This window comes from Gammaproteobacteria bacterium (genome assembly GCA_035279405.1).
Classification (GTDB): Bacteria; Pseudomonadota; Gammaproteobacteria; order Natronospirales; family REEB76; genus REEB76.
Map to the genome: position 1 here is coordinate 97,392 of DATEHU010000021.1, position 26,545 is coordinate 123,936.

The window sequence follows — 26,545 nt, forward strand, 5'->3', positions numbered from 1 at the left end:
ACGCCAATGGAATTGAACAGAGCATCCCGGGATATCAGACTAAACTAGTCTGCGTCCGTTGCGGCATTACGCCTCGCGTGCCACACACGCAGAATTTCAATCACATCTTCTTTGACACGGTAGATGAGGCGATAGGGCGTACGACCGATCACCCACTCACGGGTCCGGCTCTTTCGCCGGGCCGTCCGATGTAGGGGTTATCGCGCAACTGCTTCCCTGCTTCCCACACCCGCTCACCGATCCGTTGGGCCGCGCGCGGGTTATCTTGTGCGATGTAGGTCTGGGCTTCGATGAGATCGGCTAAGGCGGGGCGGGTCCATTTAACTCTCAACGTTCACGTCCCATTTCTTGAACGCGGCTTTGACTTCTTCGTCGGTGGCGAATTCGCCCCGGTCCGCCGCAGCGATGCCGGTTTCAATGGCTTTGCGAAAGCGCGCTTCCTCAATCACATCGTCCCAAGTGGCGTTCTTCGGCAGCTTGTCCGCCAGACGGTGAACTTTGTCGCTAATGGTTTCAGGGGCGCTCGCCATGGTTTGCACTCACGGATTGGACAGGCGGATTTTAAGCCTTATACACCGCCTCATTCCACTGCCTTCTGCGCCAAAGCTCCCAGCCAGATGCACACCACGGACGCGGATCATCTGCCACGTGGCCGGCCCCGTCTAGGGCATGAAGCGCTACCTATGTATGGAACCGCAGAAGAAACAGGCGCTGCTCGGATCAATCTCCGACAGCGGATTGTTCTCCACATACGCATAGCGAGCGAAGCTCTGACTATCGAGCGGGTCGGGCACGGTCGGATCGGCAGAAATAAATCTGCCGATCTCCGGGTCATACACCCGCCCGTTCATGTGCACCAGCCCCACCGCATCCAGTTGCTGCTGGCCGGTGTAGCCCTTGTCGGTGATGTCCGTGAGGTCGGGCAGGCTGGAGTAAGGCTGCCAGTTGGTCGGGTCGCGCCGCTCGCCAAACGCTCCGTAGCTCATGCGCTCGTCCACCGTGCCCACTTCGTCCGTGATCACGCTCACTCCGCCCAGGTGATTGCCCGTGACGTAGCGCGTGGTCAGTATCCCGTCGTCCCGCACCGTGCGGATCGCCACCACCCCGGTGCCGAGAAGGGTCACCGGTTACTTGATCAAATTCAAAACCCGTTACTGCACGAGACCTATTGTAAACGCCTGATATCTGATGATAACAACGCTTACAACAGCCCAGACTAACACATACATCCAGATACCAATATTGCGGTACAACGCTTGGCGTTTCGTTTCTTTAAGGTTCTCAAACTTTGCAAGAATAATTTTGTACCTGAGTCCCCATCTACCTTCACAGAGCAGTAGAAATGCCGCCATTAATCCATATTTTTCAACACTCGGCAGTGCCAAAAGTTTTCCTATTACATCATATCCAGTTAGTAGTGCTGCCAATGATGACATACCGATAATAGTTACAAGTAAAACAACAAGTGTCCAAGAAAAAGCAGACCATGATGCCCAGTATTCACCCTTTCCGGCCTGCCGGATGTAGCGGTATTGGCGATAGAAAACATAATCGAAAAAACGCAGCATGTTTTCACGGACCTGGATAACCAGGAACTGGCACACCTTGTTGCAAATCTTGTTGAATTACGGGCAGCGAAGCCCCATAACCAATTTCATTGTTTATAGCGCACGCACCTTCGCATGCCGGTGGAGCATTCTCCTGAATAATTCTTGCAAAATCATAAAGAGCTGCACCCACAATAATCCATTCGTTACGAGATTTTAGTGCTGCCACATTCACGGCCAAGTCGCTTGTATCAAGCGCAAGCGTTGTATTGGTTGAATGAGGATTATAAAAATCCAAATAAAGCTTCACAGCACCAAGTATGGCTGCACCACCAGATAATGCCCTGCCAATGATTCCGGCCGTACGGGCAATTGTTTGGACAGTATTAGCCGGTGCCAGTGGGGGACCATAAACCTGAGTTCCATATTTAATTGCGTTAGCTGCATCTGCTCCTATACTGAGGCCGCCCGGAATCGTCATTCCCACCGACCCCGGAACCTTGGGCGCGCCGACGGTCGATCCGCCGCCGATGGGCATATGAGCGTTGGGGATTTCTATCAATTCCCGCGGCCGAATCGCGTTAATCCCGGGTCCGGCGTTGAAAATACTCCCGTCCCACGTGGTGAATCCATCGGTGCTGTTGATTATATTCAGTACCTGGTTGTCACCGCCGCAATTAATCACATCGCAACTGTCAGTTGCAAACGGCCCCGTATCACCGTAACACGCACCGGTGGGATTCGTCGCACACGGGTTTTGCGATTGTCCCTGTTGCTGTTGCTGCGGCGGAGGAGGCGGTGCCGGTGGCACGGTAGGTGCAGGCGGAACCGGGGTTTGTCCAGTCCCGACAGGCGACGGCATAGTCCCGTTTCCGTAATCAGCAGCAATCTTTGTAGGGGCAAGTTTCGGTCCCGGTGCAGAACAGGGGTTGTAATTTCCCGTATAACAGTCCCAACGTGATGTCACTACATCCCACATATAATGATCAGGCTCAAATCCGCTCGGATCAATCGCCGAGAGCGGATTGTTCTCGACATACGCATAGCGGGCAAAACTCTGCCCATCCAGCAGGTCGGGCACGGTCGGATCGGCGCTCATGAACCTGCCAATCTGCGGGTCATACACCCGCCCGTTCATGTGCACCAAGCCCACCGCGTCCAACTGCTGCTGGCCGGTGTAGCCCTTGTCGGTGATGTTCGTGAGGTCGGGCATGCTGGCGTAGGGCTGCCAAGTCGTGGGGTCGCGCCGTTCTCCAAATGCTCCGTAGCTCATGCGCTGATCCACCGTGCCCACTTCATCGCTGATCACGCTCACCCCGCCCAGATGATTGCCCGTCACATAGCGCGTGGTCAGAATCCCGTCGTCGCGCACCGTGCGGATCGCCACCACCCCGGTGCCGCTGCTCTGCAGGTGTGGACCGCACGCTCCCGACATCCGCCCACTCATTAACCTAAGAGCTTCGGCTCGCCCAGCACCACATCGAGCCGCTGGTCATCAAGACCAACTGAAGGCGTCAGGCGCCCTCGTCGTCGGCCAGATTGCGGAAATCAATTCCCAGCGAGTTGAGCTTACGGTACAGATGCGTGCGTTCCATGCCGACGCGCTCCGCGAGCTTGCCGACCTTGCCGCCGCAGAGCTGCAACTGCTGTTCAAGATACGCGCGCTCGAAATGTTCGCGCGCTTCGCGCAGCGGCAGCGCCAGCAGATCCTGTTTCACCAGCGGGCCGTCGGCGCTATAGGGCGCGAGTGCGGCTTCCAATTCTTCCAGCGACACCTCGCGATCCTCGCCCAGCACCAGTAGGCGGCGCACCAGATTGCGCAGCTCCGCCAGATTTCCGGGCCAGGGATAATTGCGCAGGCGGTTCTGGGCCGCCACGCTGAAGCGCCGGTACTCCAGCCGCTCGCTGTCGGCGAGCGCGTCGCTGTAATAGCGCAGAAGTTCCGGCACGTCCTCAAGATAACTGCGCAGCGGCGGCACCTGGATGACTACGCTGCTCACATGCTCGTAGAGATCGCGGCGGAAACGGCCGTCCGCCAGTTGGTGCTCTATGGTCGGCTCGACGGAAGCTATGAGGCGCAATTCCAGGCGGTTGGATGCCTGCGCGCCCACGCGCGTGTAACCGCCCTGCTGCAGCACGTTGTACAAAAGCTCCTGCACCGCAAGCGGCATGCCGGTGAGTTCGTTCAGGAACAGCGTGCCCTCACGCGCCGCATCCAGCCAGCCGGGCTCGACCTGTCCCGCGCTTTCGCGCCCGAGCCAACGCATTTCGATTTCCGCCTGCGGCACGCCGGTGAGCACCGCGCTCACGAACGGTCCGGCGGACTGTGCGCTGAGAGCATGCATGTAGCGTGCCGCGCTTTCCCGGCCACTGCCCGCTTCGCCGAGCAGCAGCACCGGACTGTCCTGGCTGGCCGCGCGCCGGCATTGCTCGCGCAGTCGCTGCATGACGCGGCTGCGGCCCAGCGGCTCGAGCGACGCCGGCTGGCCGTGCGCCGCCGGGGCATTGCGCGTGTCGCGCCCGCCGGCGATTGCCTGTTCCACGGTGCGCAAGAGCTTGGCCAGCGACAGCGGCTTCTCGACAAAATCCAGTGCCCCGAGGCGCGTGGCTTCCATTGCGGTATCCACGGTGCCGTGGCCCGACAGCATCACCACCGGGAACGGCAAGCGCTGCTCGCGCGTCCATTCCTTGAGCAGGCTGATGCCGTCCATGTCCGGCATCCAGATGTCGAGCAGCACCAGGTCCGGTTCGCCCTGACGGCGCGCGCTGCGGGCTTCCGCGGCGCTGCCCGCCACTTTCACTTCGTAGCCTTCCTCGGTGAGGATTTCCTGGACCATGGCGCGGATGTCCGCTTCATCGTCCACCACCAGAATCTGCGAGGCTCGCATGCACTACTCTCCTAGGCGCCGGAGCGCCGTTGCAGGCCGCCAAACAATGCGTTGCTGCGGCCGCCCTCGGTGACCGGCAGACGAATGCTCACCACGGCGCCGCCCTCGGGACCGTTGCGCACGCGGATGCTGCCACCGTGCTCTTCCACCAGTTTCTTGACGATCGCCAATCCGAGGCCGGTGCCCTTGGGTTTGCTGGTCACGTACGGTTCGAACGCATGTCCGAGGATCTCGGCATCGAAACCCGGGCCGTTGTCCTCCACCAGAATCTCCGCCAACTCCTCCTTGTTGCGGTGGTAATAATGCGTGGTGACTTTCACGCGCCCGGTCTTGCGACCCTCCAGCGCTTCCTGCGCGTTCTTGAGCAGATTATGCAGCATTTGCCGCACCCTGCCCGAGTCGGCATCCACCCGCGGCAAGTCGTCGTCCAGCTTCAACTGAATGGCCGTGCCGGACTCGCGCGTGCGATAGAACTCGGTGACTTCGCGCACCAGCGCGTTCAGGTCCAGCGGTGCAAATTCCAGCGGCGGGGTATGCGCGTATTCGCTGAAGGCATTGACCATGGACTTCATGGCTTCGACCTGTTGCACGATGGTATGCGTGGAGCGCTCCAGCACCTCGGCGTCGCTGCCCTTGAACTGTGGCAGGTATTTGCGGCGCAGGCGTTCCGCCGCCAGACGTATGGGGGTGAGCGGATTCTTGATCTCGTGCGCCAAGCGCCGCGCCACTTCGCCCCAGGCGGCATCACGCTGCGCTTCGATGAGTGCCGTCAGATCGTCGAACACCAGCACGTGACCGGGCGCGTCGCCGCTGCCGGTGAGCGTGGTGCAGCTCACCATCAGCATGCGCCGGCCGGTGGCGCCGTGCAACAGCATTTCCTCGCGCCACTCGGTCTCGCCCGCGTCCAGATGCTTGCGGCAGGCGCTCACGAACTGTGCGCACAGCGACGACTCACCGGCGAGCGGCGCCAGCGATTTGTTGAGGTGGCGGCTGAGATCGGTATCCAGTACCGCGCTCGCGGCCGGATTCGCGGTCTTGAGCGTGAGATTGGCGCCCAGCGAGATCACGCCCGAAGACAGCCGCGTGAGCACCGCGTCCAGATAACTGCGCTCGCTTTCCACCTGCGCACGGCTCTTGCGCGCCGCGTCCTGCGCCAGCGACAGGCGCTGGGTCATTTCGTTGAACGAGGACACCAGATAACCGATTTCGTCGCGCGAGGTCAGCGGCAGGCGCGTGCTGAAATCCCCGCGCGCCACGCTGCGCGTGCCTTCCACCAGGTTCTGGATCGGTTCCACGAGCTTGCGCGCGGCCACGAACGCCACCCACACCGCCATCAGCACCGACAGTACCAGCACCAGCGAGAGCGTGAGCATGAAACTGTACTTGAGCGGCTGGCGCAGTACCGTGAGCTCGTGGTAGTGCGAATACGCGGCCTGCACCTGGTTGGCGAGGCCGCTTTGCTGGTCAGCCACCGGGAAAATCGCCTGCAGGATTTCCGGCCGCCACCACAAGCCACCCGCGGTCACCGGCACCAGCGCGCGAATGTGCAGACCGTTGTCGCCCGCCGGGTCCAGGCCCACGTACACGCCGCCGCTGCGCACCTGCATGAGCAGTTGCTCACCGGGCAGGTCCGGAATGAGCTGCGCCGAAAGCGCTGAGCTGGTGGCAATGATGTGCCCGTCCATGCCCGACAACAGCGTAAGCTGGGTGGCGCCGCTGCGACGACGCAGCAGGTCCAGCTGCTGAGGGGAATTCTCCGGACTGGTGACCGCCAGGGTGTTGCCGATCTGTTCGGTGCGCGCCAGCAGCTCGCGCACGCGCAACTGCAGCGCACTGCGCGACAGTTCGATGGCATCCTGCAGCGCGCGCTCCACGCGCACGTCGAACCAGGAATCAATGCCACGGCTGATGAACTGCACCGAGAAGTAATACACCAGCACCACCGGCACGATGGCGAGCAGCACGAACATCACCACCAGGCGCGTGGTCAGGCGCGAACCGGTGACGTTGCGGCGATACTGCAGCACCAGGCGCGCCAGGTTCCAGCCGATGACCGCCACCAGCACCAGCACGGCCACCGCGTTCACCATAAGCAGGCCGTCGTGCATTTGCTCGAAATCCGCGGAATTCGCCGTGCTCTTGCTGAGCAGCAGCAGCGACACCAGCATCACGATCATGCCGGCCGCGATCACCAGGGGTACGACGTAGCGCCTCATGAGGCGAGCACCCAGGCGTACCAGTCGCTCGACAGGTCCCAGCCCTTGAACAGTGACGCGATGAGTTTGAGCGGACCCGGGAACTCGGTGATGTCGAGCACCGCACGCATGCGGATCAGGTAGCGGGTGTGCGGCTCGAGCAGGCTGACGTCAATCACCGGCAGATCGTTGACCTGGCCGAGATTCAGCACCGCGTCACGGTAGCTGGCGAAACTCTGCTGTTCGCCGCTGTTCAGGTTCTTGATCACGAAGCGCTGGGTGAGCGGATGGTAGCTGATCTGATAGCGCTCGGTGAGCGTCGCCACGGTCTGGTTCCAGAGCAAAAACCGCGGGTGGATGACCTGGATCTGCCATTCCACGGTGAGCGGCACGCCATTTTCGAGCGCGTTCAGCACCTTGCCGCTCATGTTCAAATCCACATCCGCGCTCAGGTAATACACGCCGTTCAGCAACTCGGTGTAGGCGGTGCGGATCACGAAGCCGCCGCTGTTGTTGTCGGCATGCGCACCCGGTGACAGGCACATGCACAGCAGCGCACCGGTGAGCACGCCCGCGGCCAGACCGCGGCATGCCGGCAGCCGGCCGAACAGGCCGTTCATGCCGATGCCAATCCGTCAGGCTTTGTGCAGGCACGCATAATAAAATCCATCCATACCCGACTCGCCGGAGAGAATCTGCCGCCCGGGAGGCAACGGCACACCCCAGTGCGCGGCAAGCGGCAGCGCCCGCGCATCGGCATGGGCCGCCAGAAAGTTGTTCACCTGCGCCGCGTTCTCCTCGACCAGCAGCGAGCACGTGGCGTACAGCAGCTTACCGCCGCCGGCCAGCAGCGGCCAGAGCGCAGCCAGCATACGCGTCTGCACCGCGACCAAAGCGCTCACCTCTTCAGGACGGCGCCGCGCCTTGATGTCGGGATGGCGACGAATTACGCCCGTGGCGCTGCACGGGGCATCCAGCAGAATGCGCTCGAACGGCCGGCCATCCCACCAGGTATCCGGGCGCGTCGCATCCGCTACTTCGACCTGCGCGCTCAGCCCCAGGCGCTGCAGATTCTGGTGAATCTTCTGCACGCGCTGCACGTCGTTGTCGAGCGCCAGCACCTGCGCCTGCGGACAGCGCTCCAGGAGATGGCAGGTCTTGCCGCCGGGCGCGGCGCAGGCATCCAGCACGCGCAGGCCGACGCTCACTTCGAGCAATTCGGCGGCCAGTTGTGCGGCTTCATCCTGTACCGAAAAATGACCGGCAGCAAAACCCGGCTGGGTACGCACGTCGAACGGTTCCAGGGCAGTCACGCCGTCGGCGGAAAATCCACATGCCTGTGCGGCGATGCCCGCTGCCGCGAGTTCCGCGAGCAGCGCCGCGCGCGTACACCGCAGGCGGTTGACACGCAGGGTGAGCGGCGGACGCTGATTGCCGGCCGCGAGAATTTCCCGCCAGTGGTCGGGCCAGTCCTGGCGGATGCGCTCCAGCAGCCAGCGCGGATGCGCGTAATACGCAACCTCGTGTTGCGGCAGGTCCGTCATGAGTCGTACCTGCTCGCGCTGGAAGCGCCGCAGCACGGCGTTGGCCAACTGCACCGCCCACGGCTTGGACAAGTGCCGGCAGGCTTCGACGGTTTCAGCGATCGCGGCGTGCGGCGGCACGCGCATTTCGCTGAGCTGGTACAGGCCGAGCAGCAGCAGCGCGTGCAGCTCGGGCTCACGAGCATCGAGCGGGCGCGCCAGCAATCCCGTCAACCAGAACTCCAGACGCGGTTCGAAGCGCAGCGTGCCGTAGCACAATTCGCGCACCAGCGCCGCGTCGCGCGCCGGATAATCCGGGCGCACGGCTTGACGCAGAGCCTCGTCCAGGCGCGCGCCCTGCCACACGGTCGCGAGCACCCGGGCGGCGAGCGCGCGCGGCGATTCCCGGCGCATCAATCGAAGCGCAGACCGGCGAGCGCCCGCGCGCGGTTGAAATCCGCCGCGCGCATGCCACGCCCGCCTGCGGGCTGCAACTCAGTGATACGCAGCACGCCCATGCCGGTCGCCACGTCGATGCCGTCGCGATTTGCAGCCAGCACCGTGCCGGCCGGCCGAATGGCGCTAGTGCCGAGCGCATCAGCTTTCAATATGCGCAGCGGCTCTCCCTGGTGCAGCGTCCAGGCCATGGGCCAGGGATTGAAGGCGCGCACCGCACGCGCGAGTTCCGCTGCCGGCCGCGCCCAGTCGAGGTGCGCTTCCGCGCGCGTGAGCTTGGCGGCATACGTAGCGCGCGCATCGTCCTGCGGCACAGGATCGAGCGCGGGAAGTTGCGCCAGAACTTGCAGCAATAATTGCGCGCCGAGTTGTGCCAGACGATCGTGCAAGGTGCCGGAGGTGTCTTGCGCGTTGATGGGCGTGGTGCGTGCGGCATACACCGGACCGGTATCCAGCCCGACCTGCATGCGCATGATGCTCACGCCGGTCTCGGCGTCGCCCGCGAGCAGCGCACGCTGCATGGGTGCCGCACCACGCCAGCGCGGCAGCAGCGAAGCGTGAATGTTGACGCAGCCGAATTCCGGGATGGCCAGCACCGCCTGCGGCAGGAGCAAACCGTAGGCCACAACCACTATCACCTGTGGCGCGGCAATTTTTATCTGCGTTTGGGCTTCGGCACTCTTGAGTGAGTCCGGCTGGTGCACCGGCAGATGCAAGTCAAGCGCGCGTTGTTTCACCGCCGAGGCCGTGAGCTTGCGGCCGCGCCCCGCCGGTCTGTCGGGCTGCGTCCACACGCCCACGATTGCATGTCCGGCGGCCGCCAGCGCGTCCAGCGCCGGCAGCGCGAAATCCGGCGTGCCGGCAAACGCAATGCGAAGGGACGTCGTCATGTGCAGCGAACCTGAGACCGCCGTGAATGAAAAATCAGATGGCCGGCGCCGCGCCGCGCTCTGCGCTGCGCGCTGCGTGCTGCTCTTTTTCCAGTTTCTTGCGGATGCGCTTGCGTTTGAGTTCCGACAGGTAATCCACGAACAGCTTGCCGTTGAGGTGATCGATTTCGTGCTGAATGCACACCGCCAACAGGCCGTCGGCGTCGAATTCCAGTGCCTGGCCGCTGCCGTCCAGGGCACGCACCCGCACGCTGGCCGCGCGCTCAACCTCCTCGAAGACCCCGGGTACTGACAGGCAGCCTTCCTGCATGGTCTCGGTTCCGGCGCGTGCCAGGATTTCGGGATTGATGAACACCCGCGGCTCGTTGCCTTTCTCGGACACGTCCACCACGATCAGCCGCTGGTCCACGCCCACCTGGGTGGCGGCCAGCCCGATGCCCGGGGCGGCATACATGGTCTCGAGCATGTCCGCCGCCAGCCGCTGGATGTCGGCGCTGACGGCCGGGACCGGCTGGGCCCGGGTGCGCAACCTCGGGTCGGGGAAATGCAGTATGGTGAGCTTGGCCATGGCGTCATCTGTATGGAGCCGGGAGGCCCCGGTATTCAAGGGGGACGGGGCTAATCCTCATGCACTTTTGTATAAAATGCTGCTAAAGTTATGATGCTATTAAAAAGTTACCCGGTACATCCGCCTCCAGGGAGGCCCGACGCGGGAGCGGCAAGGGCCTGGAATCCGGAGCGGCAGTCCGGCGAGCCGTGGAGTGAAGTCCGATGAGAAATTATAGCGCGACCCGGTGTTTCACCGTCCTGTGCCTCGCGGCGCTTCTGACCGCGTGCGCCCACGCTCCGCAAAAGCCGGCGCCGGTTGCGGCTCCGCCGCCCGCACCCGCGCCCGTTCAGGCGCAACCTGCGGCGCCCGCGCCCCCTCCGGCGATGCAGCCGCAGGCACCGCGTACTTATGTGGTCAAGAAGGGCGACACCCTGTGGGGCATCGCCTCCATGTACCTTCAGGATCCCTGGCGCTGGCCCGACATCTGGTACGCGAACCCGACCATCAAGAACCCGCACCTTATCTATCCCGGCGACACACTGCTGCTCGGTTCCGTCAACGGCCGTCCGAGCCTTACGGTGATGCGCAAGGGCCAGGTGGTGACCGAGGCCACTCCGGCGCCCGCTGCCACCTCGCTGCCGGTGGAAACCCTGCAACCGCAGGTACGCTACACCGAGCTCAACCGTGCGATTCCGGCGGTGCCGCTCAATTCAATCCGCCCGTTCCTCAGTGGTACGCGCGTGGTGAGCAAGCATGAACTCGACGACTCCGGTTATCTGCTGCAGGCGCTGGACGGACGGCCGCTGATCGCCGCGGGCAACTCGGTCTACGCACGCGGGCTGAAGCAATCGGAAGGCGGACGCTACAGCATTTACCGGCTGGGCGAGAAATACGTGGACCCCGACAACGGTGACACACTGGGCTATCAGGCCACCTACATCGGCGACGGCACGGTGGAGCGCTGGGGCGATCCGACCAAAGTCCTGCTCACGACCACGGTCCAGGAAGCCATGCCCGGCGACCGGTTCCTGCCGGTCACAACCGAACAGATCAGCCAGGATTTCATGCCGCACCCGCCCGCCAAATCCGTGAACGGCAGCATCATCGCCGTGCTCGGCGGCGTGCAGGAAATCGGCCAGTACGAAGTCGTGGTACTGGACCGCGGCAGCAACGCGGGCCTCGATCAGGGCACGGTGCTCGGCATCTACAGCCGCGGCAAGAAGGTCAGCGACCCGTATTCCTTCGACGGCCTGAGCGGCTCGGTCAAACTGCCTGAGGAACGCGAAGGCACGCTGCTGGTGTTCCGCACGTTCCCGACCGTGAGTTACGGCCTGGTGATGGAAGCCAAGAGCGAGATCCACCTGTTGGACGTGGTCAAGACCCCGACTCCCTGATCCGGCAAACGGGGGACACAGGACATAGACGCACAGGAAGCGACTTTCTGGCTGGCCCTGGTCCGCGCTCCGGGCCTGGGACCGGCGGGATTTTCGGCGCTGCTGGCACGCTGCGGCACGCCGGGTGGAATTTTCGCCGCGCGCAAACGCGACTTCACCGGTCTGGGGCTGGGCGCGGATACTCTCCACTGGCTCGAGTCCCCGGACTGGAATGCCGTCGAAAAAGACCAGCGCTGGCTGCAAACCGCCGGTGCCGCACTGCTGCCCTGCACCGATCCCGCTTACCCGGCGTTGCTCAGGCAAATCGCCGATCCACCGATCGCGCTGTTCCTGCGCGGCGACGTCGCGTTGCTCGACAGCCCGCAGCTCGCCATCGTCGGCAGCCGCAATCCAAGTGGCGAGGGCCGGCGCAACGCCGAGGAATTTGCTGCTTACCTGGCGCGTTGCGGCCTCACCATCACCTCCGGCATGGCGCTCGGCATTGACAGCGCCAGTCACCGCGGCACACTCAAAGCCGGCGGCAAAACGCTCGCGGTTTGGGGCACGGGCCTGGACAAGGTGTATCCGCCTGCGCACCGCGAGCTCGCCGAGCAAATCGCCGCCCAGGGTTTGATCGTGAGCGAATACGCACCCGGCACGCCGCCGCTGCCGCACAATTTTCCGCGTCGCAATCGCCTCATCAGCGGCCTGTGCGTCGGCACGCTGGTGGTGGAGGCCAACCAGTCGAGCGGCTCGCTGATCACCGCACGCCTCGCCAGCGAACAGGGCCGCGAGGTGTTTGCAATTCCCGGTTCGATTCACAACCCGCTGGCACGCGGCTGCCACCGACTGATCCGCGAAGGCGCGAAGCTGGTGGAATCCGCGGGCGACATTCTTGAAGAGCTTGCGCCGCTGCTGAAACTTGAAGCGGCCGTCGCAGAATCAGCGCCGACTGAAACGCTCGCAGCCACCGCAGCCGAAGATCCCGAATACCGCTTGCTGTTGAATTCGCTCGACTACGCCCCCACCTCCGTCGACGCTTTGGTCGAGCGCACTGGATTGACGCCCGATGTGGTTTCCTCCATGCTGCTGATGCTCGAGCTTCAGGGCCAGGTGGAAGCCGCGCCGGGTGGCCATTATTCCCGGGTAAACAAGAGGCCTGCGTCATGATGAAAGAAAACGTGCTTGACGTACTCATGTACCTGTTCGAGAACTACCTGGATGAGGACGACGAGGACAGCGGCACCGATCGTGAATCACTGACGGTGGAACTGGAACAGGCGGGCTTCCCCAAAGCCGAAATCAACAAGGCCTTCGACTGGCTGGAAAACCTGGCGAGCAATCCACCGGACGCCGAAACCCGCTTCAACCGACCGGACGCGTTCCGCGTGTATGCGCCGGTGGAAATCGAGCGTCTGGGCATGGAATGCCGCGGATTCCTGCAGTACCTCGAAAACATCGGCATCCTCGAAGCCGCGCAGCGCGAAGTGGTCATTGACCGCATCATGGCGCTGGACGGCGACGAAATTGACCTGGAACAGGTGAAATGGATCGCGCTCATGGTGCTGTTCAACCACCCCGGACAGGAGAATGCCTACGCGCGCATGGAAGACCTGGTGTTCGACGATTCCATCGGCGTGATGCATTAAATTCCGGTTTGTTTTCGCACCGCCGCAGCCGCACTGCGGCGGTTTTTGTTGCCAGGCACCGCGGCAGCCGGGTGCCCGGACTTGCCGTGATACCGGCGTTTGTAGTATTTGTGTATAGATATGAGTGAAAACCTGGTCATCGTCGAATCTCCCGCGAAAGCCAAAACCATCAAGAAATACCTCGGCAAGGGTTTCGAGGTGCTGGCCTCCTACGGCCACGTGCGCGATCTGGTGCCCAAGGAAGGCGCGGTGGACACCGCCAACGGATTCGCCATGAAGTACGCGCCCATCGAGCGCAATGCCAAGCACGTGGCGGAAATCGCCAAGGAACTGAAGAAGGCCGACGCGCTGTACCTCGCCACCGACCCGGACCGCGAGGGCGAAGCGATTTCCTGGCACCTCTACGAGATGCTCAAGGACAAGGGCGCGCTCAAGGACAAGGACGTGCACCGCGTGGTGTTCCACGAAATCACCCAGCGCGCCGTCAACGAGGCGGTGGCGCATCCGCGCGAGCTGTCCACCGAGCTGGTGAACGCCCAGCAGGCGCGGCGCGCGCTCGATTACCTTGTGGGCTTCAACCTCTCGCCGCTGCTGTGGAAAAAAATCCGCCGCGGCCTATCCGCGGGCCGGGTGCAATCGCCGGCGCTGCGCCTGATCGTGGAGCGCGAGGCGGAAATCGACAAATTCAAGAGCGAGGAATACTGGACGCTGGCCGCCAACGCCGAAAAAGACGGCCAGGCCTTCAGCGCCCGGCTGTACCAGTACGCCGGCAGCAAAGTCGAGCAATTCAGCTTCCGCGACGAAACCTCGGCGCACGCCGCGGAACAGGCCTTGGGACTATCCGCGCAGGGCGCACTGCGCGTGATCTCGGTGGCGAAGAAACAGCGCAGACGCAATCCGTCGCCGCCGTTCACCACCTCCACCCTGCAGCAGGAGGCCTCGCGCAAGCTCGGCTTCGGCGCGCAGCGCACCATGCGCGTCGCGCAGAAACTCTACGAAGGCATTGACCTCAGCGGCGAAGGCCCGGTGGGCCTGATTTCCTACATGCGCACCGATTCGGTGAATCTCGCGGCCGAAGCCGTGGCGGAAATCCGCGAAGTCATCGCCAGTCGCTTCGGCCCGGATCACTTGCCGTCCGAACCGAGCGTGTACAAGACCAAATCCAAGAATGCCCAGGAAGCCCACGAGGCCATCCGCCCGACTTCGGCCGCGCGTGCGCCCGAAACCGTCCACGGCAAGCTCACCGACGAGGAACGCAAGCTTTACGAGCTCATCTGGAAACGCACCATCGCCTGCCAGATGGAACAGGCGGTGTTCGACACCGTGACCGCGGACATGGATGCGGGTGCCCAGAGCACGTTCCGCGCCACCGGCTCGACGCTGGTAGTGCCGGGATTCATCGCCGTGTATCAGGAAGACCGCGACGACAATGGCGCCGACGAGGACAGCGAGATGCGCCTGCCGCCGCTGGCCGAGGGCGACAGCGTCGTGCTGCAGGGCATCCTGTGCGAACAGCACTTCACCGAGCCGCCGCCGCGTTACACCGAGGCCAGCCTGGTGAAAGCGCTCGAAGAGTACGGCATCGGCCGGCCCTCGACCTACGCCACCATCATTTCCACGCTGCAACAGCGCGAATACGTGGAGATGGACAAGAAGCGCTTCAAGCCCACCGATGTGGGCAAGGTGGTGGCCAAGTTCCTCACCGAGCATTTCACCCAGTACGTGGATTACGACTTCACCGCCAAGCTCGAAGACGAACTGGACGCGGTGTCGCGCGGCGAGAAGGAATGGGTGCCGGTGATGCGCGAATTCTGGGGCCCGTTCAAGCAACTCGTGGACCACAAGGAAGAAAACGTGTCACGCAAGGACGTGACCACGGAGAAGCTCGATGAGAAATGCCCGAAGTGCGGCAAGCCGCTCTCCATCCGCCTGGGACGGCGCGGGCGCTTCATCGGTTGCACCGGCTACCCGGACTGCGATTACACCCGCAACCTCGACGAGACCGCCGAGCAGGCCGCGCAGCCGGAAAAAATCGAAGGCCGGCAGTGTCCGCAGTGCGGCTCGGATCTGATCATCCGCCGCGGGCGCTACGGCAAGTTCATCGGCTGCTCGAGTTATCCCAAGTGCAAATACGTGGAACCGCTGGAAAAACCCCAGGATACCGGCGTCGAGTGCCCCGAGTGCCATCAGGGCACGTTCCTGAAACGTAAATCGCGCTACGGCAAGATTTTCTATTCGTGCGCGCGCTATCCGGACTGCAAGTACGCGGTGTGGAACCCGCCCATTGCCCAGCCCTGCCCGCGCTGCGCCTGGCCGATCCTCACCGTGAAGACCACGAAACGCAAAGGCACCGAACGCGTCTGCCCGCGCAAGGAATGCGGTTTTGCGGAGCCGGCGCCGGAGCTGGCCCCAGCGGTGGAACCCGCAGCGGCGGCCGCGATTTCTTGATGCAGCATGGGCGCGCTGCGGTGGCCATTGAAGCGCGCACGCGATGTGATCTGGGGCGGCGGCGTCATCGCCTATCCCACCGAAGCGGTTTTCGGTCTCGGCTGTGATCCGCTCAATGCCCGGGCCGTGGCGCGGATTTTCGCCATCAAGCAGCGCGCTCCCGCAAAAGGTTTTATCCTGATCGCCGCCGATATCGCCCAGCTCGAACCGTTCATGCAATTGGACGCCGCGATGCGCGCCGAAGTACTCAAGACCTGGCCCGGCCCCGTCACCTGGGTGGTGCCCGCGAGCAAGGGCGTACCCGAATGGCTGAGCGGCGGACGCGACACGCTCGCGGTACGCGTCACCGCCCATCCGGTGGCACGTGCGCTCTGCGAAGCTACCGCCCTCGCACTGGTATCCACGAGTGCGAACCTGAGCGGCCATGCGCCGCTGCGTTCGCCGCCCACCGTGCGCCGCCTGCTGGGTGACAAAGTGGATTACGTGGTGCCGGGCACGGTGGGCGCACTGAAAAACCCCACTGAAATCCGCGACGCGCGTACCGGCAAGATTCTGCGCGCCGCATAAGGATCGCATGACTCAAGAAATCGATGTTGCAGCGGTGGAAACCTGGCTGTGCAGTTTGCAGGACAAGATCACCCTGGCCCTGGAAGCGCTCGACGGCAAGGAGAAATTCACCTGCGACCGCTGGACCCGTGCCGAGGACGGCGGTGGTGAAAGCCGCGTGCTCAAGGCCGGCGCGCTGTTCGAGCAGGCCGGCATCAATTTTTCGAGCGTACGCGGTACGACTCTGCCGCCTTCCGCCACCGCGCAGCGGCCCGAACTCGCGGGTCGCGCCTGGGAGGCGCTGGGCGTATCACTGGTGCTGCATCCCTGGAACCCCTACGTGCCGACCACGCACATGAATGTGCGCTTTATCGCGGCCACCCAGGCAGGTGAACCGCCGGTCTGGTGGTTTGGCGGCGGCTTCGACCTCACGCCATATTACGGCTTTGAAGAGGACGCGCGGCACTGGCATGCGACCGCCCAGGCGGCGTGCGCACCGTTCGGAGCGGATGTGTACCCGCGCTACAAGCAATGGTGCGACGAGTATTTTTTCATCAAGCACCGCAACGAGGCGCGCGGCATCGGCGGTCTGTTCTTCGACGACCTCAACGCGTGGGAGTTCGATCAATGCTTCGCGTTCCTGCAAAGCGTGGGCGATCATTTTCTCCCGGCCTATGTGCCCATCGTCGAAAAGCGGCGCGCATTGAAATACGGCGACCGCGAGCGCAACTTTCAGTTGTACCGCCGCGGCCGCTATGTGGAATTCAACCTGGTGTATGACCGCGGCACGCTCTTTGGTCTGCAATCCGGCGGCCGCGCCGAATCCATCCTCATGTCGCTGCCGCCGGAAGTACGCTGGGAGCACGATTGGAAACCGGAGCCCGGTTCACCGGAGGCGGAACTGCACGATAAATTTCTCAAGCCCAAAGATTGGGCTTGAGAAAGTGAGGGGTGAGGTGTGAGGAGTAAGGCGTTAAGAACCATTCCGTTGTTTCACCTAGCGTTTCCGGTGCGCGATCTGGAAGAAGCGCGGCGCTTCTACACCGGCTTGCTCGGCTGCCCCACCGGACGCGAGTCCGAGCGCTGGATTGATTTCAATTTCTTCGGCCACCAGATCGTCGCGCATCTGGCGCCGGCCGAACACGCGGCCGCCACCAATCCGGTGGACGGCGAGGACGTGCCGGTGCGGCATTTCGGTGTGATTCTGGAATGGAATCAATGGCAGGCGCTGGCAGACAAACTCAAAGCCGCCAACGTGCAATTCATCATCGAACCCGGCATCCGCTTCCAGGGAAAGGTGGGCGAACAGGCCACGATGTTCTTCAAGGATCCGAGCGGAAATGCGCTGGAACTCAAGGCGTTCCGCGATACTGCGCAAGTTTTCGCGCGGGAATAATACCAGTGCGGCCTATGGCCGCGACCGTATCAAGACAGCGGGCTTCCGCGCCCGCGCGGCGGGTGACTTTCTTTGGACGTGCAAAGAAAGTCACCAAAGAAACACGCCCCCGGACGCCGCCGCTGCGCGGTTCCCTGCGCGCTTCACTCGTTCGGGGCTTCGCAGACGGTGCATCCCTGCACCGCTGCGAAGGCTCGCCATACCTGGCTTCGCCCGCTGCGCGGCCTGACCCTCACTCGCTCCAGTGCTCGGCGGCGTCGAAGGGGGTAAATAATGTGGAGTACCCTTATTTGATGCGAACGTTCCAAGTATGGCTTAATCCCGCTTGGCTAGATTAGGGATTACTTGACCAGGTACGACAAGATGAAAAGCTGGGCATTCCTATTGTTGTTTGCATTACTACCCGTCGCGCACGCAAGCAGCAATGAACTCGATAGATGCAGCACCACGGGTGAAAACACTGTGTGGCAAATCGTTCGGGGCAATCCCCTCCATATTACCGAAACAAAAATACTGAAAGGGAATTCAGCGCTTCCCGATGATGCCCTAACCAATGCGGTGATATTTGGATATAAGGATTTGATTTATAAATTATTAAAGAATCACACACTAGTGCTTCAACACGGTGGCAACGCCTTGTCGGCGGCCGCATCAATGGGAAGAATCGATATCACAAGAATCCTGATTGGCAACGGGATTTCAGCAAACGCACTGAATGAAAATGGCACAACAGCATTATTCGAAGCCGTGGTTTATGGCTGTACAGATGAGCTTGCATTCCTCGTTACACATGGCGCCAATATCAACTATCGTCCAAATAATCAGCACGCTACCTTAATGGTGGCCGCATTCGCGGAACGCCACTATCAAACAGCAGCTGCTCTACTTCAGAATGGCTACAAAGCTACCCAGGGAGAAATAAGAAAAATAAAGACCATCATTACAAAGCGAGATGGTGGCGATGACGTGAATGGCGCTCTGGTATATGAGTATTTATTCCCCACACATAAAACAAAAGATAAAAGCTCGGATTGAATCTGTTCTCTCGGTATTACTGATGAGCTGTAACACAAAAGAATACTAACCTCTTACCCTATCCAGCCATACGGCCAAGCCCTTGGCATTGAGATCCACGTCCATGGCGAGCCAGGAATCCACCGTGGCCTGATCCAGCGTGCAGCCGTGTTCGCGCACGCGTTTCACCAGCAAGGCGTGCATGCGGTTGCGCATGCAGGCGATGCGCTGGTCGCCCTTCTCGGCGCAGGAGTGCGCCAGCTGCACGTAGGCAACCAGGCTGGCGTGCATGTCGGCCGCCAGGCGCGGCAGCCCCGTGATTCGGCTGTAATGGGTGAGGAACACATCTACCGGCTCGAACGACAGGATACGGTCCAGTGAGGCGTGCGCCTGCTCGGGATCGAAATGCGTGGGCGTGGTGGCCGGGAATATGAACGGGCCCCGGTCGGTATCGAAGATGCGGTAGGAAATGCCGAAACTGTCGCCGGTGAACACGCTGCGGCTGTCTTGGTCCACGATGCAGTAATGGTGCAGCGCATGGCCGGGCGTGTGGATGCACACGAATTCACTGCCGTTCAGCCGCACGCGGCTGTCGTCTTCGACCAGCTGAATGCGTTCCTTGGGAACCGCAACGATATCACCGTATAGCGCAGTGAACTTTTCCGCGCCGTAAACCTGTATGGTCCCGGCCACGAGTTTTTCCGGCGCGGAAAGATGCGCCGCCCCGCGCGGATGCACCAGCACCGTGGCGTTCGGCAGGTGTTTCAGCAGCTCGCCTGCGCCGCCGGCATGATCCAGGTGCACGTGCGTGAGAAACACCCAATCCACGTCGCCCACGTCGAGATTTTTCCGCTTGAGTGCGGCCAGCAGCAGCGGCACCGAATGGTTCACGCCCACATCCACGAACGCTGCCCGTCCGCCGCGCACGACCAGGTGGCTCGCGTCCAGCTGCGGGCGCACGTAGTCGGTATCAATGGCGCTGATACCGTGGGGCAAGTCCAGGATATCGGGAGTCATCACGGCGGGTTCGCTAAATGCCTCTGATAAAATGCGATGCAAGGTACGACAACCAGCACCCGAAACCCCCCCTCTATCGTACTTCGCAATCCCGCTTCGTCCGATAGTCCAAGGCAGCCCTGCACACTCTGCCATCCTGCGCCGTGTACAGGTCCAGGGAGACCATCCATGGTCTCCTGCACAGCGCGTCGCACTGTGCCCATGGCTGCCCGCTCGGAGCTTCGCTCCTCGCCCCCCTTTGCAAAAGGGGGGAGCGCGCTCCGCGCGCCGGGGGATTTAACACCACTGCTAACCATGTCAATTACTCTGGGCCAAGATGCGATAGATTTTACCGCGGGCAACATCAGGCGGCGGGAATCGCATCCAGGTCGTGGTGCCCGCTGCCGGTGACGCGCACGCGCGCGAACTGGCCCTGCTTCAGCTTGCCGGCGTGCGCAATGCGCACCACGCCGTCAATTTCGGGAGCGTCGGCGAAGCTGCGCGCCACTGCCGTGCCGTCCGTCACATTGTCCACCAGCACCTGGAGTTCGCGGCCGAGAAAACGACGCAGGCGTTGCGCGCTGATCTGCGCCTGGGTCTCCATGAATAAACGGCGGCGTTCTTCGGAAACTTCGGCTGGTACGTGATCCGGCAGCGTATTGGCGTCAGCAGTTTCCACGGGTGAATAGGCGAAACAACCGACACGATCCAACTCGGCTTCCTTTATGAAAGTCAGCAGTTCCTCGAACTCCGGTTCGGTTTCGCCGGGAAATCCGACGATGAAGGTGGAACGCACAGTGAGATCCGGACAGATCGTACGCCACTCACGGATGCGTTCCAGCGCTTTGGCGCTCGCCGCCGGCCGACGCATGGCCTTGAGAATCCTCGGATTGGCGTGCTGCAAGGGAATGTCCAGATACGGCAGCACTTTGCCCTTGGCCATGAGCGGAATTACCTCGCTCACGTGCGGGTAGGGATAGACGTAATGCAGCCGCACCCATACGCCCAGTTGCCCGAGAGCGTGGCAAAGATCCGTCATGTGCGTGCGGTATTCATGGCCGTGCCATGCGCTGCCGGCGTAATGCATATCCACGCCGTAGGCCGAGGTATCCTGTGCCACCACCAACAATTCCTTCACGCCGTCGCGCACCAGCGCTTCGGCTTCGCGCAGCACCTCGCCGATCGGGCGGCTCACGAGCGGACCACGCAGCTTGGGGATGATGCAGAAGCTGCACTTGTGGTTGCAGCCTTCGGAGATTTTCAGATAAGCGTAATGCCGCGGCGTCAACTTGATGCCACTCGCGGGGATCAAGTCCACATAGGGATTGCGAGCGGGTGGTGCGAGCTGTTTGTGCACCGCGCGCATCACCGATTCGTAGTCATGAGGTCCGGTGATGGCGAGCACTTCCGGATGGCGTTCGCGAATCAACGCCTCGCGTTTGCCGAGACAGCCGGTGACGATGACCTTGCCGTTCTCGGCCAGCGCCTCGCCGATGGCGTCGAGCGATTCCTGCTGTGCGGCCTCGATGAATCCACAAGTGTTGACCACCACGAGGTCGGCTTCGCGGTAGCCGCCCACGATTTGGTAACCCTCGACGCGCAACTGGGTAAGGATGCGCTCGGAATCCACCAGCGCCTTGGGGCAGCCGAGGCTCACGAACCCGATGCGCGAGGCGCTGCGGACATCAGGAGATGCGGTGGCTGACATGCGGAATGCTGGGCCGAGACGGGCTGCGTATGCTACGTGCACCCGGCGGTGACAACAAGCGTTGTGGGCGCGCCCCAGGGATTGAGGCGTAGCGGCCGGGACCGTTCACAATGCGGCCTGCAAGTCTGTGCGCAACTGCGGATCGTCCGGCGCGGTCTTGGGCGCATAGCGTTTAATGATCCTGCCGTCCTTGCCCACGAGGAATTTCTCGAAATTCCACTGGATGTCGGTGCCGCCGGTTTGCGCTTTCAGCCATTTGTACAGGGGATGCGCACCCGACCCGTTGACCTCGATCTTGCTGGTGAGCGGAAACGTCACCTGGTAGCGGGTGCTGCAGAACTGCTGGATCTCGGCCTCGGTGCCCGGCTCCTGCGCGCCGAACTGGTTGCAAGGCAGGCCGAGCACGCTGAAATTGCCGTGGCCGAATTCGCGCTGCAGTTTTTCCAGCCCTGCGTATTGCGGCGTCAGGCCGCATTCGCTCGCCACGTTCACCACCAGCACCGCCCGGCCCTTGTAGTCTTTCAGGGACTGGTCCTGGCCGGCAATGGTGCGCACCGTAAAATCATGGAAACTCGACATGACGGGCTCCTCCGGTGAAATGCTGCCTGGTTCAGAGGACAGGGATTTTGCGCCGTGTGTAATGCGCATGACAATGCCAATGACCGCCAACACAACAAAACCGCCGAGCTGCCACGGCCAGGCGATCTGCGGGAACAACATCAGCGCGATGCCCACGAGACCGGCGGCCACCGCGGGCATCAGCAGCCAGCCGCGCAGCAGGAAAACATCCACGATCCCCAGCACGATGGCCAACAACCACCAGTCGAGAAAGTTCAGGGATTCGAGCGCATAGCGAGCGGCGTTCATGCGCCGCGCATCATACCGCTCAGATGCTCCAGGCCACCATTTTCATGAATTCGTGGGCGATCGGCATCATGGGCGTGGGGTTGTTGGCGATGATGGCAATGCTGCCCTGGTCGTGCGGCAGGATCACGCCCTCGAAACCCTGCTCGTTGAAATGCGTCGGCCGGTCCACGTGGACGTGCGGCAAGAGCAGCACCGTCACCGGACCGTCCGGACCGCGCACCACCAGATGCGCCATCATCTCGCCACGAAACGGACAGGCGCGCGCGTAGGAAATGTCATCCATGCTGCCGTGCATGCGGATACCCGCCTGATTCAGCACTCCGGTCACGAAACTCACGTCGCGGATGGCCGGCCGGTTGGGGTCGAGCGCGAAGGATTCCTTGGGATTCATCACGTGCGCCACCAGCGCTTGGCCGAGCATCGCCGGAGAATTCTGCCGGTATTGCCACACGCCCACGCCGACTATCACCGCCAGCACCACGGAGGCCGCAGCCGCGAGCCATGGATAGGCGCGGCGGCGTTCCACGGGCCGGAACTCGGCGCGGAACACGATGCGCGCTTCCAGATCCTTGGGCACCTCGATGTTCAGCGCGCGCTCCAAACGCTGATCCAGCGTCAACATTTCCTTGAGGAACGCGGCACACTGCGCACACACTTTGCAATGCTCAAGAATCCACGCATCGCGGCGCTGCGGTTCGGCGCCGAGAGCGCGGCGCACATCCAGACAGGTAATGTGGGTGTTCATACTGTACCCTCCAACCACTGGGCACTGTTACCGCCCAGCAGTTCGCGTAATTGATTGCGCGCGCGGAACAGCCGCGTCAATACCGCCGCCTGTGTCAGTTGCAGGGTCTCGGCAATCTCCTGGGTGCTGCAACCCATCAGCACCTGCAACACCAAGGGCTCGCGGTATGCCGCATCCAGCTTGTGCATGGCGCGGCGCACGTCCTCAGCATCGGTGTCGCTGCCGCCGACGCGCGCGCCGGGGTCCGGCAGTGGCAGATCGTGGATGTCCAGCGTGTTTTTGCGATGCGACAGCTCGCGGGCAAATTCGCGCCGCAGGATCGTGATCAGCCACTGGCGCGCAGCCGCCTCGTCGCGCAACTGGTCCAGCGATCGCCAGGCGCGCAACAAGGTTTCCTGTACCAGGTCGTCCGCAAGCGCGCGATCGCGGCACAGCCACCAGGCGTAGCGGTAAAGCCCCGGCACCAGGGCCTTGGCCAGAATCTCGAAGCGGTGCTGACGGACTGCCATGGGCAAAAGACCCGCCTACTGACGAATTTATTACCGGCTGCCGGAAACCCGACGAACCAGCCACCAATCAGTATAATTGCCTCTCCCCACCCCAATCCCGCCCCGGCATGAGGACCACCGCCATGCGCCGTGCCCCGCTGTCATTGCTTGTTGCCCTGGGCCTCGCCCTTGCAGCCGTAGCCGCTTCCGCCCAGCCGTATTCCCCCGCCCTGTTCGCCGGCATGCAATGGCGCCCCATCGGCCCGTTGCGCGGCGGGCGCACGCGTGCGGTTTCCGGCGTGCCGAGCCAGCCCAACGTGTTTTATTTCGGCGCCGACAACGGCGGCGTGTGGAAGTCCACCGACTACGGCAACAGTTGGCATCCGATCTTCGACCACGAGCCCACGGGTTCGATCGGAGCGCTCGCCGTTTCGGTTTCCGATCCGAACGTGATTTACGTGGGCACCGGCGAGAGCAACATCCGGCCCGATCAGGCGACCGGCATGGGGATGTACAAGTCCACCGATGCCGGCCAGACCTGGAACTACATCGGCCTCAAGGATACCCAGGACATTGCCTGGATTGCGGTGGACGCGCACAACCCTGAGCGCGTGTTTGCGGCGGCGCTCGGGCATGTTTACGGGCCGAACCCGGAGCGCGGGATTTTCCGCTCGCTGGACGGAGGCAAGACCTGGAAGAACGTGCTGTACGTCAACGCCTACACCAGCGGCGACCAGGTACTGATTGATCCGGCCAACCCCGACATCGTGTACGCCACGCTGTGGCAGCAGCAGCAAGCGCCGTGGGAGAACGGACAGTTCGGGGGAACGGATGGAGGCATCTTCAAGTCGACCGATGGCGGCAACACCTGGTCGAAGCTCAGCAAGGATTTGCCGCAGGTACAGCAAGCGCTGTTGGCGATCGCGCCGAGCGCCCCGAATATCATCTATACCTCGGTATCAAGTGGCCCGGGCGCACCCGACGGCCAGGTGGGCCTTTACCGCTCAAACGATGCCGGCGCGAGCTGGCACAAGATCACCGACGATCCACGTCCCGCAGAACGCATTGGCGGCGGCGACCTGCCGCCACTGGCGATTGACCCGAAGAATCCGGACATCGTGTACAGCAACACGCCGGTGTTGTGGAAGTCCACCGACGGCGGCAAGACCTGGTTCGGCTTCCGCGGCGCGCCGGGCGGCGACGATTACCAGCAGACCTGGATCAATCCCTACAACCCCGACATCATGGAAGTCGCGAGCGACCAGGGCACCATCGTCACGGTGAACGGCGGCAAGACCTGGAGTTCCTGGTACAACCAGCCGACCGCCGCGATGTACAAAGCGGGCATCGATCCCACCTGGCCGTACCAAGTGTGCGGCGGGCAACAGGACAGCGGCTCGGCCTGCGTGCCGGTGCGCGGCAACGACGGCGAGCTGACCGCGCACGACTGGCACCCGGTGGGCATCGAGGAATACGGCAGTGCCGCTGCCGACCCGCTGTATCCCAATCTGATTTACGGCGCCGCCCGCAGCGGCGTGACGCTTTACAACCGCGACACCGGGCAGATTGCCGACGTGGGTCCGAAGGCATTGAACGCACCCGATTACCGGACAGTGCGCACCATGCCGCTGATGTTCTCGCCGCTTGACCCGCATCGGCTGTATTTCACGTCCAACACGGTGTGGCAAACCGACGACGGCGGCCAGCATTGGAAGTCCATCAGCCCGGACCTGACGCGCAAGACCTGGGAAATCCCGGCCAGCGTCGGCCAATACCGCGACAGCAAAGCAGCCCAGCCGACCGACCGCGGCGTGGTGTACGCACTCGCGCCCTCGCCGCTCAACGTCAATCTGATCTGGGCGGGCACCGACGACGGCTTGATCTGGGTGACGCACGACGGCGGCACGCACTGGGACAATGTCACGCCGCCGCAACTCAAACCCTGGTGGCGGGTGTTTTCCATGGAGGCCAGCCACTTCAATCCGAACGTGGCCTACGCCGCGGTCAACACCATGTGGCTCGATCAGATGCAACCGCACCTGTTGCGCACCGAGGATGGCGGCAAGACCTGGACCGAGATTGACAACGGCATCGCCGACGATGCCGCCACCAACGTGATCCGTGAGGACCCGGTGAGGAAGGGCCTGTTGTTCGCCGGCACCGAGACCCAGACCTGGGTGTCCTTCGACGACGGCGATCACTGGCAATCGCTGCGGCTCAACATGCCGGCGATCTCGGTGCGCGACTTGAAAATCTACGACGATGATTTGATCGCCGCGACACATGGACGCGGTTATTACGTGCTCGACGACATCACGCCGCTGCGCCAGATCGACGCGCAAGTCGCGCAAGCCCCGGCGACACTGTTCAAGCCCGAAACCGCCGTGCGCGTGCGCTGGGACATGAATCCGCCGACGCCCTGGCGCATGCCCTCGCTGCCGAATCCTCCGCCCGGGGCCATCATTGACTATTACCTCGCAAACAATGCGAGCGCACCGGTCACGCTCGACGTTTACGATAGTCACGGCAGTCTGGTGCGCCATTTCTCCAGCGCCGAGCCGCAAAAGCCGCTGGATCCGGCGAAACTCGATGTGCCCGACTGGTGGCCGCGCCCGCCGATGAACCTGTCCACTGAAGCCGGCATGCACCGCTTCATCTGGGACATGCACTACCCGCCCCTGCCCGGCGCCATGCCGCGCCTGGACGACAACCAGGCGGTGATGCACAACACGCCGCTCGCGCCCAGTTCGCCCTGGATCATGCCCGGCCATTACAGCGTGAAGCTCACGGTGGACGGCCGGACTTATACGCAGGCGCTCAGCGTACGCATGGACCCGCGCGTGAAAACGCCAACTGCGGCGCTCGAGCAGCAGTTCGATCTTTCGCTAAGCGCATACCAGGGAAGCGTCGCCGCCGTTGAAGCGCTGGGACAGATCCATGGTCTGCAACAGCAGGTTGCTGCGCGGGAAAAGCAACACGGTGCATCGGCGGCGCTGACCGCCTTCAGCAAGCAACTGGAAACGCTCACCGGGCCGCCGCTCTCGCCGTTCGCGTTCTTCTTCGGCTACCGCGGCCCGCCGAATCTGGTAAGCGTCGGCCTGCAGCTGCAAATCCTCATGGGTAGCATGCAGGCCGCCGACCGGGCACCGACCGCCGCCGATGTGCAGGCGCTCGACAAGACCAGCGCCGAGCTGAAAACCTTGATGACGCGCTGGGCCACACTCAAGAGCCAGACGCCTTTGGGCATCGGAAGCTGAGCACCAATC

26 protein-coding genes are annotated in these 26,545 nt (G+C 62.7%); 9 read left to right on the plus strand and 17 right to left on the minus strand.

Features of this window, described 5'->3' with window-relative positions:
- Window positions 1-44 precede the first annotated feature (44 nt).
- The 12 genes from VJR90_03005 to def form a co-directional block, all read right to left on the minus strand.
- Window positions 45-152 (minus strand): type II toxin-antitoxin system RelE/ParE family toxin, encoded by a 108-nt coding sequence (locus VJR90_03005; protein HKV96444.1) that lies wholly within the window; start codon window positions 150-152, stop codon window positions 45-47.
- Window positions 149-331 carry a type II toxin-antitoxin system RelE/ParE family toxin gene (locus VJR90_03010; GenBank protein HKV96445.1) on the minus strand — a complete coding sequence of 61 codons (183 nt, stop codon included), beginning with the start codon at window positions 329-331 and terminating at the stop codon, window positions 149-151. The genes VJR90_03005 and VJR90_03010 overlap by 4 nt, the downstream gene beginning before the upstream one ends.
- On the minus strand, window positions 321-530 hold the full coding sequence (locus VJR90_03015; GenBank protein ID HKV96446.1) for a hypothetical protein: 210 nt from the start codon (window positions 528-530) through the stop codon (window positions 321-323). The genes VJR90_03010 and VJR90_03015 overlap by 11 nt, the downstream gene beginning before the upstream one ends.
- Before the next feature lie 147 nt (window positions 531-677).
- The gene (locus VJR90_03020; GenBank protein ID HKV96447.1) at window positions 678-1,124 is read right to left on the minus strand and encodes an RHS repeat-associated core domain-containing protein; all 447 of its coding nucleotides are present in this window, start codon (window positions 1,122-1,124) and stop codon (window positions 678-680) included.
- Between the two features lie 27 nt (window positions 1,125-1,151).
- Window positions 1,152-1,568 (minus strand): hypothetical protein, encoded by a 417-nt coding sequence (locus VJR90_03025; GenBank protein HKV96448.1) that lies wholly within the window; start codon window positions 1,566-1,568, stop codon window positions 1,152-1,154.
- A 4-nt stretch (window positions 1,569-1,572) separates the two neighbouring features.
- Window positions 1,573-2,934 (minus strand): RHS repeat-associated core domain-containing protein, encoded by a 1,362-nt coding sequence (locus VJR90_03030; GenBank protein ID HKV96449.1) that lies wholly within the window; start codon window positions 2,932-2,934, stop codon window positions 1,573-1,575.
- 127 nt (window positions 2,935-3,061) lie between these two features.
- On the minus strand, window positions 3,062-4,435 hold the full coding sequence (locus VJR90_03035) for a sigma-54 dependent transcriptional regulator (GenBank protein ID HKV96450.1): 1,374 nt from the start codon (window positions 4,433-4,435) through the stop codon (window positions 3,062-3,064).
- Between the two features lie 11 nt (window positions 4,436-4,446).
- Window positions 4,447-6,651, minus strand: a complete 2,205-nt coding sequence (locus tag VJR90_03040) for an ATP-binding protein (protein HKV96451.1) — start codon at window positions 6,649-6,651, stop codon at window positions 4,447-4,449.
- On the minus strand, window positions 6,648-7,250 hold the full coding sequence (locus VJR90_03045; GenBank protein HKV96452.1) for a DUF4390 domain-containing protein: 603 nt from the start codon (window positions 7,248-7,250) through the stop codon (window positions 6,648-6,650). Before VJR90_03045 ends, VJR90_03040 begins: the two co-directional genes overlap by 4 nt.
- Before the next feature lie 15 nt (window positions 7,251-7,265).
- The gene (rsmB, locus tag VJR90_03050) at window positions 7,266-8,567 is read right to left on the minus strand and encodes a 16S rRNA (cytosine(967)-C(5))-methyltransferase RsmB (protein HKV96453.1); all 1,302 of its coding nucleotides are present in this window, start codon (window positions 8,565-8,567) and stop codon (window positions 7,266-7,268) included.
- Window positions 8,567-9,499, minus strand: a complete 933-nt coding sequence (gene fmt, locus VJR90_03055; GenBank protein HKV96454.1) for a methionyl-tRNA formyltransferase — start codon at window positions 9,497-9,499, stop codon at window positions 8,567-8,569. The genes rsmB and fmt overlap by 1 nt, the downstream gene beginning before the upstream one ends.
- A 34-nt stretch (window positions 9,500-9,533) precedes the next feature.
- Entirely contained in the window at window positions 9,534-10,067 is a 534-nt protein-coding gene (gene def, locus VJR90_03060; GenBank protein ID HKV96455.1) for a peptide deformylase, read from the minus strand.
- 203 nt (window positions 10,068-10,270) lie between these two features.
- Between def and VJR90_03065 the strand changes: the two genes are divergently transcribed.
- The 8 genes from VJR90_03065 to VJR90_03100 all read left to right on the plus strand — a co-directional run bounded on the left by VJR90_03065 (window position 10,271) and on the right by VJR90_03100 (window position 18,496).
- Complete coding sequence (locus VJR90_03065) at window positions 10,271-11,443, plus strand: LysM domain-containing protein (protein ID HKV96456.1); 1,173 nt, start codon at window positions 10,271-10,273, stop codon at window positions 11,441-11,443.
- A 237-nt stretch (window positions 11,444-11,680) separates the two neighbouring features.
- A complete protein-coding gene (gene dprA / locus VJR90_03070) occupies window positions 11,681-12,592 on the plus strand; it encodes a DNA-processing protein DprA (protein HKV96457.1) in 912 nt (303 codons plus the stop codon).
- Window positions 12,592-13,071: a DUF494 domain-containing protein gene (locus VJR90_03075; protein ID HKV96458.1), complete on the plus strand. Its 480-nt coding sequence runs from the start codon at window positions 12,592-12,594 to the stop codon at window positions 13,069-13,071. Before dprA ends, VJR90_03075 begins: the two co-directional genes overlap by 1 nt.
- 120 nt (window positions 13,072-13,191) lie before the next feature.
- Window positions 13,192-15,519, plus strand: coding sequence for a type I DNA topoisomerase (gene topA / locus VJR90_03080; GenBank protein ID HKV96459.1), 2,328 nt, complete (start codon window positions 13,192-13,194; stop codon window positions 15,517-15,519).
- Window positions 15,520-15,525: 6 nt separating this feature from the next.
- A complete protein-coding gene (locus VJR90_03085; GenBank protein HKV96460.1) occupies window positions 15,526-16,086 on the plus strand; it encodes a Sua5/YciO/YrdC/YwlC family protein in 561 nt (186 codons plus the stop codon).
- Window positions 16,087-16,093: 7 nt separating this feature from the next.
- Window positions 16,094-17,005 carry an oxygen-dependent coproporphyrinogen oxidase gene (gene hemF / locus VJR90_03090; GenBank protein HKV96461.1) on the plus strand — a complete coding sequence of 304 codons (912 nt, stop codon included), beginning with the start codon at window positions 16,094-16,096 and terminating at the stop codon, window positions 17,003-17,005.
- A 42-nt stretch (window positions 17,006-17,047) separates the two neighbouring features.
- On the plus strand, window positions 17,048-17,461 hold the full coding sequence (locus VJR90_03095) for a VOC family protein (protein HKV96462.1): 414 nt from the start codon (window positions 17,048-17,050) through the stop codon (window positions 17,459-17,461).
- Window positions 17,462-17,824: 363 nt separating this feature from the next.
- A complete protein-coding gene (locus tag VJR90_03100; protein ID HKV96463.1) occupies window positions 17,825-18,496 on the plus strand; it encodes an ankyrin repeat domain-containing protein in 672 nt (223 codons plus the stop codon).
- A gap of 45 nt (window positions 18,497-18,541) precedes the next feature.
- On the opposite strand, the gene VJR90_03105 is transcribed toward VJR90_03100, so the two are convergent.
- The 5 genes from VJR90_03105 to VJR90_03125 form a co-directional block, all read right to left on the minus strand.
- Window positions 18,542-19,492 carry an MBL fold metallo-hydrolase gene (locus tag VJR90_03105; GenBank protein HKV96464.1) on the minus strand — a complete coding sequence of 317 codons (951 nt, stop codon included), beginning with the start codon at window positions 19,490-19,492 and terminating at the stop codon, window positions 18,542-18,544.
- A 343-nt stretch (window positions 19,493-19,835) separates the two neighbouring features.
- Window positions 19,836-21,179 (minus strand): 30S ribosomal protein S12 methylthiotransferase RimO, encoded by a 1,344-nt coding sequence (rimO, locus tag VJR90_03110; GenBank protein HKV96465.1) that lies wholly within the window; start codon window positions 21,177-21,179, stop codon window positions 19,836-19,838.
- A gap of 105 nt (window positions 21,180-21,284) precedes the next feature.
- Entirely contained in the window at window positions 21,285-21,758 is a 474-nt protein-coding gene (locus tag VJR90_03115; GenBank protein HKV96466.1) for a glutathione peroxidase, read from the minus strand.
- A gap of 307 nt (window positions 21,759-22,065) precedes the next feature.
- Window positions 22,066-22,791 (minus strand): DUF3379 family protein, encoded by a 726-nt coding sequence (locus tag VJR90_03120; protein HKV96467.1) that lies wholly within the window; start codon window positions 22,789-22,791, stop codon window positions 22,066-22,068.
- A complete protein-coding gene (locus VJR90_03125; GenBank protein ID HKV96468.1) occupies window positions 22,788-23,300 on the minus strand; it encodes a sigma-70 family RNA polymerase sigma factor in 513 nt (170 codons plus the stop codon). Before VJR90_03125 ends, VJR90_03120 begins: the two co-directional genes overlap by 4 nt.
- A gap of 122 nt (window positions 23,301-23,422) precedes the next feature.
- On the opposite strand from VJR90_03125, the gene VJR90_03130 reads away from it, so the two are divergent.
- Window positions 23,423-26,536: a glycoside hydrolase gene (locus VJR90_03130; protein ID HKV96469.1), complete on the plus strand. Its 3,114-nt coding sequence runs from the start codon at window positions 23,423-23,425 to the stop codon at window positions 26,534-26,536.
- Window positions 26,537-26,545: the final 9 nt, after the last annotated feature.